Genomic DNA, 13,102 nt, shown 5'->3' with positions numbered 1-13,102 from the left:
AGGCGGGCATGTCCTCCCGTGGTACGACATGCCCGCCCGATGCGGTCGTGCTCAGTCCTGCGCGTCGCGCTCCTGGACGGACAGCGCGCGCTCGACACCGGCGAGGTTCTCGTTCACGAGCCGGCGCAGGGCAGCCGGCGCGTCACGATGATCCGCGAGCCACCCGCGCGTCGCGTCGCGCAGGGTCGCGTCCGCCAGCGGTGCCGGGTACAGGCCCACGATCAGGTACTGCGCGATCTGGTAGGTCCGCGACTCCCACACCGGCAGCAGCATGTCGAAGTACGCCTCGACGAATTCGCCGAGCGCATCGATACCGGACGGGTGAACGAAGCCTGCAGCGGCGGAGCGCACCACGGTGTTCGGCAGATCGTCGCGGTCGATGAGCGAGGACCAGGCAGCTCGCTTCGCCTCGACGGTGGGGAGAGCCGCCCGCGCCTGAGCGGCGAACTCTCCGCCCTTCGCCGTGTTGTCGGCGGCCAACGCCGCGTCGATGTCAGCTGCGGAGACGACGCCGCCGGCCGCGAGCGACACGAGGAGAGCCCACGAGAGGTCCGCGTCGATGTCGAGGCCCGCGAGCGCGAGCTCACCGGAACGCAGCTGAGCGACCCGACCCCACTGAGCCGGGGTCGCCGCGGCGGACGCGAAGGCGGTCACGAACTGCAGCTGGCTGTCGCTGCCGGCTTCGGCGTTCTGTGCGAGATCCCACAGACCATCCGCGACGCGCTGACGTGCGGCATCCCGCGTGTCCGGCGTGACGTAGGAGTTGGCTGCGAGCTGCAGCTGAGCGAGGGTCGTGCGCACCGTCGTCGACTCGGTCTCGGTGCCGATGTTCTGCAGCACGAGGTCGAGGTACTCCGTCGCGGACGCCTCGGCGTCGCGTGTCTGGTCCCACGCCGCTCCCCACACGAGCGAACGCGCGAGCGGGTCGCTGATCCTGCTGAGGTGCGCGGTCGCGGTACGGAGCGACCGCTCGTCCAGACGGATCTTCGCGTACGCCAGGTCGTCGTCGTTCAGGAGAACGAGGTCGGGCTGGGTGAGACCGACGAGCTCCGGGACTTCGGTGAGGTCGCCGTCCACGTCGAGCTCGACGTGGTGCGTCCGGACGAGCGCGTCCCCCTGGAGCGAGTAGAAACCGACCCCGAGGCGGTGCGGACGGATCGTCGGGTAGTCGGCGGGTGCGGTCTGCACGATGGCGAATCGCGTGATGGTGCCGTCGCCGTCGACGCGGATCTCCGGCGCGAGGGTGTTCACGCCCGCGGTCTCGAGCCACTTCTTCGACCAGGTGGTCAGCTCACGGCCGCTCGTGGCCTCGAGCTCGACGAGCAGGTCGCTGAGCTCCGTGTTGCCCCACGCGTTCTTCCGGAAGTACGCCGACACACCGGCGAAGAACGCCTCGATGCCGACCCACGCGGCGAGCTGCTTGAGGACGGATCCACCCTTGGCGTAGGTGATGCCGTCGAAGTTGACCTGCACGTCCTCGAGATCGTTGATCTCAGCGAAGACGGGGTGGGTCGAGGGGAGCTGGTCCTGCCGGTATGCCCAGGTCTTCTCCATGGCGTTGAACGTGGTCCAGGCCTCGGTCCACTCGGTCGCCTCGGCGGTGGCGATGGTAGAAGCCCATTCGGCGAAGGACTCGTTCAGCCAGAGGTCGTTCCACCACTTCATCGTCACGAGGTCGCCGAACCACATGTGAGCGAGCTCATGGAGGATCGTGACGACGCGGCGTTCCTTCACGGCATCCGTCACCTTGGAGCGGAAGACGTAGGCCTCGGTGAACGTCACCGCTCCGGCGTTCTCCATCGCGCCCGCATTGAACTCGGGGACGAAGAGCTGGTCGTACTTCACGAAGGGATAAGGCACGCCGAACTTCTCCTCGAAGTAGGCGAAGCCCTGACGCGTCTTCTCGAAGACGTAGTCGGCGTCGAGGTACTGCCACAGGCTCTTGCGGGCGTACACGCCGAGGGGGATCGTGCGGCCGTCGGCGCTCGTGAGCTCCGAGAACACCTGTTCGTAAGGACCGGCGACGAGCGCCGTGATGTACGAGGAGATGCGCGGGGTCGGTTCGAACGACCATGTAGCGACGCCGTCACCGGCGGGCTGCGGCTCGGGGGTGGGGGAGTTGGAGACGACCTTCCACGCATCCGGAGCGGTCACGGTGAAGCGGAACGTCGCCTTCAGGTCGGGCTGCTCGAAGACCGCGAAGACGCGACGGGAGTCGGGAACCTCGAACTGCGAGTACAGATAGACCTCGCCGTCCACGGGGTCGACGAAACGGTGCAGGCCCTCGCCGGTGTTCGTGTACTCGCAGTCGGCGACGACGACCAGCTCGTTCTCGTCGGTCAGCCCGTCGAGTGCGACGCGGGAGTCCGCGTAGACCGCACCAGGATCGAGAGAGCGGCCGTTGAGGGTGATCTCGCGGATGCCGCGGGCGATCAGGTCGACGAAGGTCGAGGCGCCGGCGGTCGCGGCGAAGCGGATGACGCTCCGCGAAGCGAAGACCTCGTCACCGGTGGTCAGATCGAGCGTGACGTCGTACGAATGCGTCTCGACGGTCGCGCGGCGCTCCTGCGCTTCGATGCGGGTGAGGTTCTCTCCAGGCACGTTCGTGTCTCCCAGGGGTGAGGGTGGGGTGCCGCGGACGGGCGCTGCTGGCGCCGACGGCAACCGTCACAGCCTACGCCGATGGCTCGCCGGAACGGGGTAGCTGCGTCCCTAGAATCGTCACATGCGCATCCACATCGCGACCGATCACGCGGGCATGGAGTTCTCGACCCGTCTGCAGCACCACCTGGCCGAAGCCGGTCACGACGTCGTCGACCACGGGCCGATCGAGTACGACGCCCTCGATGACTACCCCGCTTTCTGCATCCGCGCTGCACAGGCCGTCGCCGAGGATCAGGCCGACGGCGTCGACACGCTGGGCGTCGTGTTCGGCGGCTCCGGCAACGGGGAGCAGATCGCGGCGAACAAGGTGCGCGGCATCCGTGCCGCCCTCGTCTGGAGCATCGCGACTGCGGAGCTCGCTCGCGAGCACAACGACGCGAACGTCATCGCCATCGGCGCCCGCCAGCACACCTTCGACGAGGCCGTCGGGTTCATCGACCGCTTCATCGCGACGCCGTTCTCGGGCGAGGAACGCCATGCGAGGCGCATCGCGCAGCTCGCGGCCTACGAGACCGACGGCACGCTCCAGGCCGACCCGCGCGCCGTCACACCCGATGTGCTCGATGCGTCGGAGACGTTCGACCCGGAAGCCGGCTGATGCCCGAGGGCCATTCCGTCCACCGCATCGCCCGCCAATTCGACCGCAACTTCGTGGGGCGGACCGTGTCCGCTTCCAGCCCGCAGGGCCGGTTCGCGGAGGGCGCCGCCGTTCTCGACGGCCGCACGCCGACGCAGGTCCGTGCTGTCGGCAAGCAGATGTTCCTCGCCTTCGACGAGGACGTCTGGCTGCGCGTGCACCTGGGCATCTACGGGGCGTGGGACTTCGCGGGTGAGATCCTCCTCGATCCGACCATCGCGTCGGCGAACGGACGCATGGGGCAGACGAACCAGCGGGGAGTCGACCCCGTCTACGACGACGCCGGTGAGAACTCGCTCTCGTCGATCGGTGCACCCCGGCGAGCTCGCGGCGCCGTCCGGATGAGCGAGCAGACGAGGGGTCTGGCCGAGCAGACGGATGCCGAATGGCCGCCCCCGATCGTCGGGCAGGTGCGGCTGCGGCTGCTGACCGTTTCGACGTGCGCGGACCTGCGAGGGCCGACCGCATGCCAGCTGCAGACGACCGATGAGATGCTCGCCACGGTCGCCGCGCTCGGACCCGATCCGCTCGTCGACGACCTCGTCGAGGGCGAGGAGCGCTTCGTCGCCGCGGTGCGCCGCAAGCCGACCCCGATCGGACAGCTGCTGATGGACCAGAAGGTCGTGAGCGGGATCGGCAACGTGTACCGCGCCGAGATGCTGTTCCGGGCGAACCTCAACCCGCACACGCCCGGCCGTGACGTGCCGGAGGAGACCCTCCGGCTGCTCTGGCAGGACTGGGTGCGCCTCCTCGCGATCGGCGTCGAGACCGGTCAGATGATGACGATGGACGACCTCGATCCGGAGGCCTACCGACGTGCGATGGCCAACCGCGACGACCGTCACTGGGTCTATCACCGGGCCGGACTGCCCTGTCGTGTCTGCGGGACGGAGATCGTCCTCGAGGAGATGGCGGCGCGGAAGCTGTACTGGTGCCCGCGGTGCCAGGCCTGAGCGCGGCAGAGGAGCACGAAGAGTGAGACAGAACCCGAGCTTCGCGATGAGCGACGTGGCGGAGATGCGCCGTGTCATCGACGCTCATCCGTGGGTGACCATCGTGAGCGACACCGCGACGGGCCTCGTCGCGTCGCACTACGCCGTCCTGCTCGACCCGACGCGCGACGACCTGACGATCGTCGGCCATATGGGGCGTCCGGACGACCTCATCCACGGCCTGGGGGAGTCCGAGCTCCTGGTCGTCGTGCAGGGCCCGCACGGGTACATCTCGCCCGGCTGGTACGGCGACGGCCCGGCCGTACCGACGTGGAACTTCGTCTCCGTCCACCTGCGCGGAGTGCCCGAGATCCTCTCCGCGGAGGAGAACCTCGACGTCCTCGAGAAGCTCGTCGACCGCTTCGAGTCGGGGCTGCCCGAGCCGCGTCCCATGTGGCAGGCACCCAACGACGCCGAGTTCGTCCGGCGCCTCGAGAAGGGGACCGTCGGTTTCCGGCTCACTCCTACTCACGTGACGGCCAAGCGCAAGCTCAGCCAGAACCGTCCCGACGACGTCGTCGACACGATCATCGAGCGATTGGATGCCGGGGCGAGTCCGTACGCGGATCCTCGCCTGGCCGACGAGATGCGTCGCTCGGGTGATGCCATGCGGCGCGCGCGGGAGGCCCGGCCGTGACCCCGGGGCGGGGCGAGGCGGTCAGCGTCGTCGCCGGTGTCCGGCTCACCGGAGCAGACCGTGTCGACCCGTTCGGGGACGACCCCGTCGACGTGCACGTCCGCGACGGTCTGATCATCGACATCGCTCCCGCGGGCGCTCTGCCGGCACGAGGAGTCGTCGTCGACGGCTCCGGCGGCTGGCTCGTGCCGGGTCTGTGGGATCACCACGTCCACACGGTGCAATGGGCCCTCACCGCACAGCGGACCCCGCTCGGTGACGTCGACAGTGCGGCCGAAGCAGCATCCGTCATGGGGCGGTCACCCGTCCTGGACGACGGGAGGCGCGTCGGCACGGGGTTCCGGGATGCCTTCTGGGCCGATGCCCCCAGCCTCACGCTGCTCGACGAGAAGACCGGCGATGTGCCGACGTACCTCATCAACGCCGACGTCCACAGCGTCTGGCTGAACAGTGCGGCCTTCCGGCGGGAGTCCATCGTCCCGACTGCCGACGGCATCCTCCGCGAGGAGCCCGCGTTCGAGATCTCCCGCCGTCTCAACGACCTGGACACCGCCGTGGTCGACCGGTACGTCCTCGCCGCCCTCGACCGCGCGGCGGCACGGGGCGTGACCGGCATCGTGGACCTCGACATGGCCTGGAACGCGGGTGCCTGGACTCGACGCCTCGCGGCGGGCTTCGACGGCATGCGGGTGTCGTTCGGCGTGTATCCCGACCTTCTGGAGCGGGCGATCGCCGAAGGCCTCGCGACGGGCGATGCGCTCGACCCCCTGGGTCTGGTCCGCGTGGGATCGCTCAAGGTGATCACCGACGGATCGCTGGGTACCCGCACCGCCGCGTGCTCTCACCCCTACCCGGACGATCCGCACAACACCGGAGTCATGACTGTCGCCCCGGAGAACCTCCGCGCCCTCATGGTGCGCGCCACCGGATCCGGGCTGTCTTGCGCTATCCACGCGATCGGCGACGTCGCCAACTCCCATGCGCTCGATGCCTTCGCGACTTCAGGTGCGACGGGAACGATCGAGCACGCACAGCTCGTCGCCCACGCCGACATCCCGAGGTTCGCTCGCCTCGGCGTCGGTGCGAGCGTGCAGCCGGAGCACGCGATCGACGACCGCGACCTGACCGACTCGGTGTGGGCTGCGCAGACCGCTCTGCCGTACCCGCTCCGGTCGCTCGCCGACACCGGGGCGAACCTCCTGTTCGGATCGGATGCCCCGGTCTCGCCGCTCGATCCGTGGGCGGCGATGGCTGCGGCCGTGCACCGCACGCGCGGCGGTCGCGAGCCGTGGCGCCCGGATCAGGGCGTCTCCGCAGCCGTCGCGCTCGCGGCATCCACCTCCGGCGGATCGGCGGCCGGGAGTGCGCTCGAGCCCGGGGCAGTCGCGGACCTCGTCGTCGTCGACCGTGATCCGCTCGCGGCGTCGGACGCGGAGATGCGCACGACGCAGGTCGCCGCCACGGTCCTCGCGGGTCGGCTCACCCACATCGCCCCCTGAGGAGAACGATGACCGTCTCACCGCACGCCAGCGTCATCCCCCTGCCCGGTGCGGCGCCCGCCATCGCGGAGTCCGCCTTCGTCGCGGCGGGTGCCCGTGTGGTCGGGGCCGTGACGTTGGGGAAGCTTTCGAGCGTCTGGTACAACGCGGTGCTGCGTGGCGACAGCGCGCGCATCGTCATCGGCGCACGGAGCAACGTCCAGGACGGCGTGGCCATCCATGTCGACGCGGCGCACGGCGTCGAGGTGGGGGACGACGTCTCGATCGGACACAACGCCGTCGTGCACGGATGCCGAATCGGCGAGGGCACGCTCATCGGGATGGGGGCCGTCGTGCTCTCCGGTGCCGTCATCGGGGCAGGATGCCTCGTGGCGGGCGGCGCTGTCGTCCTGGAGGGCACGAGGATCCCCGACGGGTCCCTCGTGGCCGGCGTCCCCGCGAAGGTCCGCCGCGAGCTCACGACGGAGGAGCGAGCGGGCATCCTCCGGAACGCCGAGATCTACCTCTCGCACTCGGAGCGGCACGAGTCAGCCACGTGATCGATGCTCGCTCCGCCTTCAGCGGCGCCATAGCGGGACTCCTCTAGGCTTCGTCCGTGCCCGGCCGTCCTGTCCTCCCGCTCTGGCTCGCGCTTCCCGTGGCGGTCGCCGGTGGCGCGGTGCTGGATCTCGCGTATCCCGACATCGGCATCTGGCCCCTCGCCTTCGTCGGCGCCGCCATGACCCTCCTCACCCTCATCGGTCGGTCTGCCTGGGGCGCCGTGGCCGTCGGCGCCGTCTTCGCCGCTTCGTTCTACCTCCTGCACATCGCGTGGATCACGCGCTATCTCGGCCCCGTGCCGTGGTTCGCCCTCGCAGGCGTCGAGACCGTCCTCAGCGCCGTGGGTGCGATCGCCATCACGCTCGCCTATCGGTGGCTGCCTCGGGTGGCGCCGGCGCGCTGGGCGCGCGTGACGCTCCTTCCCGCACTGGTCGCAGCCGTGTGGACGGCGAGGGAGCAGTTCATGGGCTCCTGGCCGTACACGGGCTTCCCGTGGGCCCGACTGGGCATGAGCCAGGCCGATGGACCGCTCGCCGAGCTCGCGTCGTGGCTCGGCGTCAGCGGACTCTCTTTCGTCATGGCTTTCGTCGTGGCCGCCGCCATCGAGGCGGTCCGGATGCGGTTCTGGCGGCGGCCGCGGCTCGCCGCCCCCGCCGTGGCCGCCGCAGCCCTCCTCATCCTCATTCCGCAGTTCCCGACGACGGATGCCGGCACGATGCGCGTCGGGGCGGTGCAGGGAAACGGGCCTTCGGGCTATTTCGACGAGCGGAACTCATACGACGTCTACCGTGCGCAGCTCGCGGCGACCCAGCCGCTCGTCGGCGAGGACATCGACGTCCTGTTGTGGCCGGAGGGCGGTGTCGATTCGGACCCGCTGAATGACGAGTCGATGGCGAAGGCCCTGGATGAGCTCTCGAAGAAGGTCGACGCTCCGCTGATCATCAACGCCGCCACCGAGCGCGGCAGCAAGGTCTACAACTCGTCGATGCTCTGGCAGGCGGGCGCGGAGAACCCGATCGCCACTCACGACAAGACGCACCCGGTCCCGATGGGAGAGTACGTCCCGGACCGCTGGTTCTTCGAGGCGCTCGCTCCAGACCTGGTCGGTCTGATCCAGCGGGAGTACACGCCGGGCACCAACCCGCCGTTCTTCGACGTGAACGGCGTCGGCGTCGGGTTGGCGATCTGCTTCGATGTCATCTACGACGACGTCATCTGGCAGGGCGCTCGCGATGGGGCCGAAGTGTACATGTTCCAGACGAACAACGCTGATTTCCGCGGAACCGACGAGAACGTCCAGCAGCTCGGGTTCGCTCGCATGCGGGCGATCGAGACGGGCCGCGCCGTCGTCAACATCTCGACGGTGGGGACGAGTCAGGTCATCGGCCCCGACGGCTCCGTCATCGACGGCCTGGCCGCGGACACCGCCGGGGCGCTCCTGGTGGACGTCCCGCTGCGCACCGGCCTGACGCCCGCGGTCGTCATCGGTCCTGCGATGCAGTGGGTCCTCGGCTGGTCCGCCCTGCCCGTCCTGGTGCTGCTCGGAGTCTTCGTCCGCAGGCGCACGAAAGCGGCGCCGTCCGCGAAGGACGACGCCGCTGAAGTGTGAGTGTCAGGCGCTCAGCTTGCCGGAGTTCTCGCCGCGTCGGGACCGCAGGAGAGCGAGTCGCTCCTCGAGCAGCTCTTCGAGCTCGGGGATGGTGCGACGCTCCATGAGCATGTCCCAGTGGGTGCGAGCGGCCTTGTCACCGGAGTGATCCACGACGGCGACGGTGTCGCCGATACGGCGGACTGCCTCGGCTCCGCAGGTCCGGCATTCCCAGGCCTCGGGAACCTCAGCGTCTGCAGCGAAGGTCAGAACGGTCTCCCGCTCGCACTGCGTGCAGACGTAGGTGTGGTTGGTGCGCTCTACGAACACGACGCCTTCTTCGCTCTGTAGGCTCGAAGCGCCGAGACGCATGCCGCGAAGGCTGCGATCTGCCATTGTGTGGTCCTCTCGTCGTCCTCAGGTATAACGAACTCACCTGTGCGGATCATCCGAGAAGTCCTCAATCGATGTGGTATTCACAGCCGATCTCCAGGACCGCCGACTATAGGACTCTCGCTCGTTCTGCGACAGCGAGATCCGCCCGGTCGGTGACGATGCCGGTGACGCCCAGGTCGATCAGGCGCCGCATGTCGACGGGCTCGTTGACCGTCCACACGTGCACCTCCGCGCCGGCGCGGTGAGCGACATCCAGCAGGCGGCGCGACAGGATCCTGACGCCGCGGTGGCGTTCCGGGATCTGCAGGGCCTGCACGCCGTCGAGACGTCGCGCGGCGAGCCGGGGGAGTCGGACTGCGAGCGCCGCGAGGACTCCCGCGATCGTGCGCGAGCCGGCCGAGGTCGCCGGGTCGCCGCCGCGATCCCGGGCTGCTCGCAGGGCGACCTCTCGCCGCTGGTCGGAGAAGCTCGTCAGCAGCACTCGGTGCGATTCGCGAGCGATCAGCGCGCCCACAGGCTGAGCGGCGGCATCCGCTTTCACGTCGAGGTTGAAGCGCGCATCGGGGAAGGCTCGCAGGACATCGGGGAGGAGCGCCAGCCCGCCTCGCGTAGACATGATGTCGACGAGCTCGCGTGTGCGAACGTGGGCGACCGGCCGAGGATCGCCTGCGACCCGCTGGAGGTCGTCGTCGTGGAAGAGCACGACATCGCCGTCCGCGGTCAGATGGCAGTCGGACTCGAGATACACCGTCCCCGCCGACCGGCCGGCGGCGAGAGCCGCGACCGAGTTCTCGGCGATGTTCTCGGAATCGGACGGCACGAATCCCCGGTGAGCCAGGATGCGGGGGGTCGACTCACCGAGGAACCACGGATGGTTCATGACGAGGGGGTCGTCCCGCCTGCCGGCTTCGCGGCGTGCTTGTCCGTGCCGCCGAACGCGGTGCTGAACGAGTTGAGTGCATTCGTGAACTCGCTCGGGATGATCCAGAGCTTGTTGGAGGAGCTCTCGCTGATCTTCGGCAACATCTGCAGGTACTGGTAGGCGAGGAGCTTCTCGTCGGGGTCGCCCTTGTGGATGGCGTCGAAGACGAACTGGATGGCCTCCGCCTCGCCCTCGGCGCGGAGCACCGCGGCCTGCTTGTCACCTTCGGCCCGCAGGATCTCGGCCTGGCGTCGACCCTCCGCCTCGAGGATCTGCGACTGCTTGGAGCCCTCCGCCGTGAGGATCGCGGCGCGGCGGTCGCGCTCCGCGCGCATCTGCTTCTCCATCGAGTCCTGGATGGAGACGGGCGGGTCGATCGCCTTCAGCTCGACGCGCGACACCCGGATGCCCCACTTGCCCGTCGCCTCGTCGAGCACGACACGCAGTTGCGTGTTGATGTTGTCTCGACTGGTCAGTGCCTCTTCCAAGTTGAGACCGCCGACCACGTTGCGGAGGGTGGTCGTCGTGAGCTGCTCGACGGCACCCAGGTAGTTGTTGATCTCGTACGTGGCCGCGCGGGCGTCGGTGACCTGGAAGTACACGACGGTGTCGATGGAGACGACGAGGTTGTCCTCGGTGATCACGGGCTGCGGCGGGAAGGAGACGACCTGCTCGCGCATGTCGACGAGCGGCAGCAACCGGTCGATGAAGGGGACGAGGAGGTTGAGTCCGGGGGAGAGGGTCCGCTGATAGCGACCGAGTCGTTCGACCACGCCGGCGTAGGCCTGCGGGATGATGCGGATGGCGCGAAACAGGACGACGACGACGAAGATCGCGACGACGACCAGAAGGACGACGACGAAGATCTGGCCGACGAAGCCGCCGACGTCGACTCTGGCGGGGAGGATCATGCGGGAATCCCTTCTTCGGGTGCCACCACGACGGTGGCGCCGCGGACGGCGGTGACGGTGACACGCTGACCGGGAGCGACGGATGCCGCGGCATCCGCCAACCGTGCGGTCCAGGTCTCACCGTTGTCGAGCTTGACCGAGCCGTCGCCGTCCACGAAGACGGAGACAACCCGCGCGGACATGCCCGTGAGGGCGTCGACGTTGGTCGGGATGTGCTGGCTGGAGCGGTGGAGAGCGCGCAGGAGGAGCGGCCGGATCGTGAACAGGAGCAGGGCCGACACGGCCGCGGCGGCGAGGATCTGAAGCCACCAGACGCCTCCCGCGAGGTTGACCCCCAGGCCGCCGATCAGAGTCCCCGACGCGAGCATGAGGAAGGTGAACTCGAGAGTCAGCAGTTCGATGATGACGAAGAGGACCGCGAGCACCAGCCATCCGATCCACAGGTACTGGATGAGATCCGGGAACATCGTCGGCTCCTTCGGTTGGCGTGTCCTCGCACACTACCAACCGGCTCCGTCGCTCAGGCCCGGCACGCCAGATTGGTAGGCTCGACGGCGCCCCATCCGCCTCGCATCCGCCGAGCACGTCGCAGGAGAGCCCCATGTCGCAGCCCGTCCCCGCCGCATCCCTGACCGGTAAAACCGCCCTCGTCACCGGGTCGTCCCGGGGAATCGGCGCCGACACGGCGCGCTACCTCGCTCAGGCGGGTGCGAACGTTGTGATCAACTTCCGCAACAAGGCCCCCCGCGCGGAGAAGCTGGCCACGGAGCTGCGTGGACTCGGCGTCGAGGTCCTCACCGTCGGCGCAGACCTCACCGATGCGGCATCCGTGTCGGAGATGTTCGCGGCGATCCAGGAGCGTTTCGGCACGCTCGACATCCTCGTGCTGAACGCCTCCGGCGGCATGGAGGGCGGCATGGCCGAGGACTACGCCCTCACGCTGAACCGCGACGCCCAGGTCGGCGCGCTCGAGGCGGCTCTGCCGCTGATCCCGGCCGGTGGCCGGGTCGTCTTCGTCACGAGCCACCAAGCCCACTTCATCCACACGACGCCGACGATGCCGGAGTACGAGCCCGTCGCGCGGTCGAAGCGCGCCGGAGAGGACGCGCTGCGCGCTCGCATCCCCGCGCTGACCGAGAAGGGCGTCGAGTTCGTCGTCGTTTCGGGCGACATGATCGAGGGCACCATCACCGCGACGCTGCTGAAGCGTGCGAACCCCGGAGCCATCGCCGAGCGCCGCGAGAGCGCCGGCAAGCTCTACAACGTGTCGGAGTTCGCGGCCGAGGTCGCTCGCGCCGCGGTGGAGCCGGTCCCCGCCGACCACACCCGCCTCATCGGCGACACCGCCTCGTTCGGAGCGTGATCGACGCCCGGGGTCACACCCCGGGGCTCAGCAGCACGACAATGAGGAAGAGCACGGGCACGCATCCGATCGTCGTGAGGAACACCGTGTCGCGCGCGACGGTCTGACCGATCGTGTACCGCTGTGCGTAGTTGAAGACGTTCTGCGCCGTGGGAAGAGCGGCGAGAACGGTCACGACGAGGACTTCGGCGGGGGAGAGACCGAAGGCGAACCGAGACAGCGCCCATGCTGCAAGAGGCATGAGTACGAGCTTGAGGCCGGTAGCGAGAAGGATGTCGCGCCGTCGTCCCGGTATACCGAGCACGCGCTGGCCGTTGAGTGAGATCCCGTAACTGATCAGGAGGACGGGAACGGCGGCTCCGGCGACCAGTTCGAGCGGGTCGATGACGATCTGGGGGAGCGGGATGCCGGTCGCCGAGACGATCGTGCCGAGTACCGAGCCCACGACGATCGGGTTGGTGATGGTCCGCCGCAGGATGGGCCACGGCCTGCGGCGACCGTCCGTCGTCAGCGCTTCGAACGTCGCCATGACCACCGGCGTCAGAACGAGGAGCTGGAACAAGATGACGGGGGCCGGATAGGCCGCGCTTCCGAGGAGGTACAGCGAGAGCGGGATGCCGATGTTGTTCGAGTTCACCTGGCCCGCGGACAGCACCCCGATGAGCACCTCACCTGCGGGGCGGCGCCAGACGAACCTCGACACGAGGCCGAAGACGGCGAAAACCGTCACGGCGGCGAGTGCCGACACTGGCAGGAGCGCCGAGAAGAGCGTGGCGACGTCAGCCCGAGCGAGCACGACGAACAGCAGGAACGGGCTGAGAACGAAGAAGGTGAGGCGACTGAGAACGTGCGACCCCGTCGGGCCGAGGAGGTCGATCCGCCCGATGATCCACCCGACCAGGATCGCGACCCCGATGACGACGAATCCGGTCAGCACCTCCAGCACGGTTAGA

At 68.8% G+C, this 13,102-nt stretch carries 13 protein-coding genes; 7 read left to right on the top strand and 6 right to left on the bottom strand.

The annotated features are described in order from the left end of the window. Positions 1 to 51: 51 nt before the first annotated feature. The gene (pepN, locus tag BLP38_RS04920; RefSeq protein WP_091353776.1) at positions 52 to 2,601 is read right to left on the bottom strand and encodes an aminopeptidase N; all 2,550 of its coding nucleotides are present in this window, start codon (positions 2,599 to 2,601) and stop codon (positions 52 to 54) included. A gap of 124 nt (positions 2,602 to 2,725) precedes the next feature. Here pepN and BLP38_RS04915 point away from each other — a divergent pair, with 124 nt between their 5' ends. Genes BLP38_RS04915 through lnt form a run of 6 tightly spaced genes read left to right on the top strand, consistent with a single transcriptional unit; the run spans position 2,726 to position 8,578 of the window. Continuing rightward, positions 2,726 to 3,262 carry a ribose-5-phosphate isomerase gene (locus tag BLP38_RS04915; protein ID WP_091353773.1) on the top strand — a complete coding sequence of 179 codons (537 nt, stop codon included), beginning with the start codon at positions 2,726 to 2,728 and terminating at the stop codon, positions 3,260 to 3,262. Further along, positions 3,262 to 4,254, top strand: a complete 993-nt coding sequence (locus BLP38_RS04910) for an Fpg/Nei family DNA glycosylase (RefSeq protein WP_091353771.1) — start codon at positions 3,262 to 3,264, stop codon at positions 4,252 to 4,254. The genes BLP38_RS04915 and BLP38_RS04910 overlap by 1 nt, the downstream gene beginning before the upstream one ends. Positions 4,255 to 4,276: 22 nt before the next feature. Further along, a complete protein-coding gene (locus BLP38_RS04905) occupies positions 4,277 to 4,930 on the top strand; it encodes an FMN-binding negative transcriptional regulator (protein ID WP_172824656.1) in 654 nt (217 codons plus the stop codon). Next, positions 4,927 to 6,429, top strand: a complete 1,503-nt coding sequence (locus tag BLP38_RS04900; RefSeq protein WP_091353766.1) for an amidohydrolase — start codon at positions 4,927 to 4,929, stop codon at positions 6,427 to 6,429. The genes BLP38_RS04905 and BLP38_RS04900 overlap by 4 nt, the downstream gene beginning before the upstream one ends. A gap of 8 nt (positions 6,430 to 6,437) precedes the next feature. Further along, positions 6,438 to 6,968: a gamma carbonic anhydrase family protein gene (locus BLP38_RS04895; protein ID WP_091353761.1), complete on the top strand. Its 531-nt coding sequence runs from the start codon at positions 6,438 to 6,440 to the stop codon at positions 6,966 to 6,968. A 56-nt stretch (positions 6,969 to 7,024) separates the two neighbouring features. After that, a complete protein-coding gene (gene lnt / locus BLP38_RS04890; protein ID WP_091353758.1) occupies positions 7,025 to 8,578 on the top strand; it encodes an apolipoprotein N-acyltransferase in 1,554 nt (517 codons plus the stop codon). A 3-nt stretch (positions 8,579 to 8,581) separates the two neighbouring features. Here the strand turns inward: lnt and BLP38_RS04885 are convergent, their stop codons facing one another. The 4 genes from BLP38_RS04885 to BLP38_RS04870 form a co-directional block, all read right to left on the bottom strand. Continuing rightward, positions 8,582 to 8,953 carry an RNA polymerase-binding protein RbpA gene (locus BLP38_RS04885; RefSeq protein ID WP_091353755.1) on the bottom strand — a complete coding sequence of 124 codons (372 nt, stop codon included), beginning with the start codon at positions 8,951 to 8,953 and terminating at the stop codon, positions 8,582 to 8,584. Positions 8,954 to 9,059: 106 nt separating this feature from the next. Then, complete coding sequence (locus BLP38_RS04880) at positions 9,060 to 9,833, bottom strand: glycerophosphodiester phosphodiesterase family protein (protein ID WP_091353752.1); 774 nt, start codon at positions 9,831 to 9,833, stop codon at positions 9,060 to 9,062. Next, positions 9,830 to 10,786, bottom strand: a complete 957-nt coding sequence (locus BLP38_RS04875; RefSeq protein ID WP_091353749.1) for an SPFH domain-containing protein — start codon at positions 10,784 to 10,786, stop codon at positions 9,830 to 9,832. Before BLP38_RS04875 ends, BLP38_RS04880 begins: the two co-directional genes overlap by 4 nt. Beyond that, positions 10,783 to 11,253: an NfeD family protein gene (locus BLP38_RS04870; RefSeq protein ID WP_091353746.1), complete on the bottom strand. Its 471-nt coding sequence runs from the start codon at positions 11,251 to 11,253 to the stop codon at positions 10,783 to 10,785. Before BLP38_RS04870 ends, BLP38_RS04875 begins: the two co-directional genes overlap by 4 nt. Positions 11,254 to 11,387: 134 nt before the next feature. Between BLP38_RS04870 and BLP38_RS04865 the strand changes: the two genes are divergently transcribed. After that, the gene (locus tag BLP38_RS04865; RefSeq protein WP_091353743.1) at positions 11,388 to 12,149 is read left to right on the top strand and encodes an SDR family oxidoreductase; all 762 of its coding nucleotides are present in this window, start codon (positions 11,388 to 11,390) and stop codon (positions 12,147 to 12,149) included. A 13-nt stretch (positions 12,150 to 12,162) separates the two neighbouring features. Here the strand turns inward: BLP38_RS04865 and BLP38_RS04860 are convergent, their stop codons facing one another. Continuing rightward, positions 12,163 to 13,095 (bottom strand): AEC family transporter, encoded by a 933-nt coding sequence (locus BLP38_RS04860; RefSeq protein ID WP_091353739.1) that lies wholly within the window; start codon positions 13,093 to 13,095, stop codon positions 12,163 to 12,165. Positions 13,096 to 13,102 lie beyond the last annotated feature (7 nt).

The sequence above is a fragment of the Microbacterium sp. LKL04 genome (assembly GCF_900102005.1).
Taxonomy (GTDB): domain Bacteria; phylum Actinomycetota; class Actinomycetes; order Actinomycetales; family Microbacteriaceae; genus Microbacterium.
The sequence above is the reverse complement of the archived record's forward strand: the minus strand, read 5'-3'. Positions and strand labels throughout refer to the sequence as shown.

Excerpts from the sequence above, each read along its gene's own strand:
- BLP38_RS04885 (WP_091353755.1), bottom strand. The coding sequence starts at position 8,953 with ATGGCAGATCGCAGCCTTCGCGGCATGCGTCTCGGCGCTTCGAGCCTA.
- BLP38_RS04880 (WP_091353752.1), bottom strand. The coding sequence starts at position 9,833 with ATGAACCATCCGTGGTTCCTCGGTGAGTCGACCCCCCGCATCCTGGCT.
- BLP38_RS04895 (WP_091353761.1), top strand. The coding sequence starts at position 6,438 with ATGACCGTCTCACCGCACGCCAGCGTCATCCCCCTGCCCGGTGCGGCG.
- BLP38_RS04870 (WP_091353746.1), bottom strand. The coding sequence starts at position 11,253 with ATGTTCCCGGATCTCATCCAGTACCTGTGGATCGGATGGCTGGTGCTC.
- BLP38_RS04865 (WP_091353743.1), top strand. The coding sequence starts at position 11,388 with ATGTCGCAGCCCGTCCCCGCCGCATCCCTGACCGGTAAAACCGCCCTC.
- BLP38_RS04915 (WP_091353773.1), top strand. The coding sequence starts at position 2,726 with ATGCGCATCCACATCGCGACCGATCACGCGGGCATGGAGTTCTCGACC.
- BLP38_RS04875 (WP_091353749.1), bottom strand. The coding sequence starts at position 10,786 with ATGATCCTCCCCGCCAGAGTCGACGTCGGCGGCTTCGTCGGCCAGATC.
- BLP38_RS04910 (WP_091353771.1), top strand. The coding sequence starts at position 3,262 with ATGCCCGAGGGCCATTCCGTCCACCGCATCGCCCGCCAATTCGACCGC.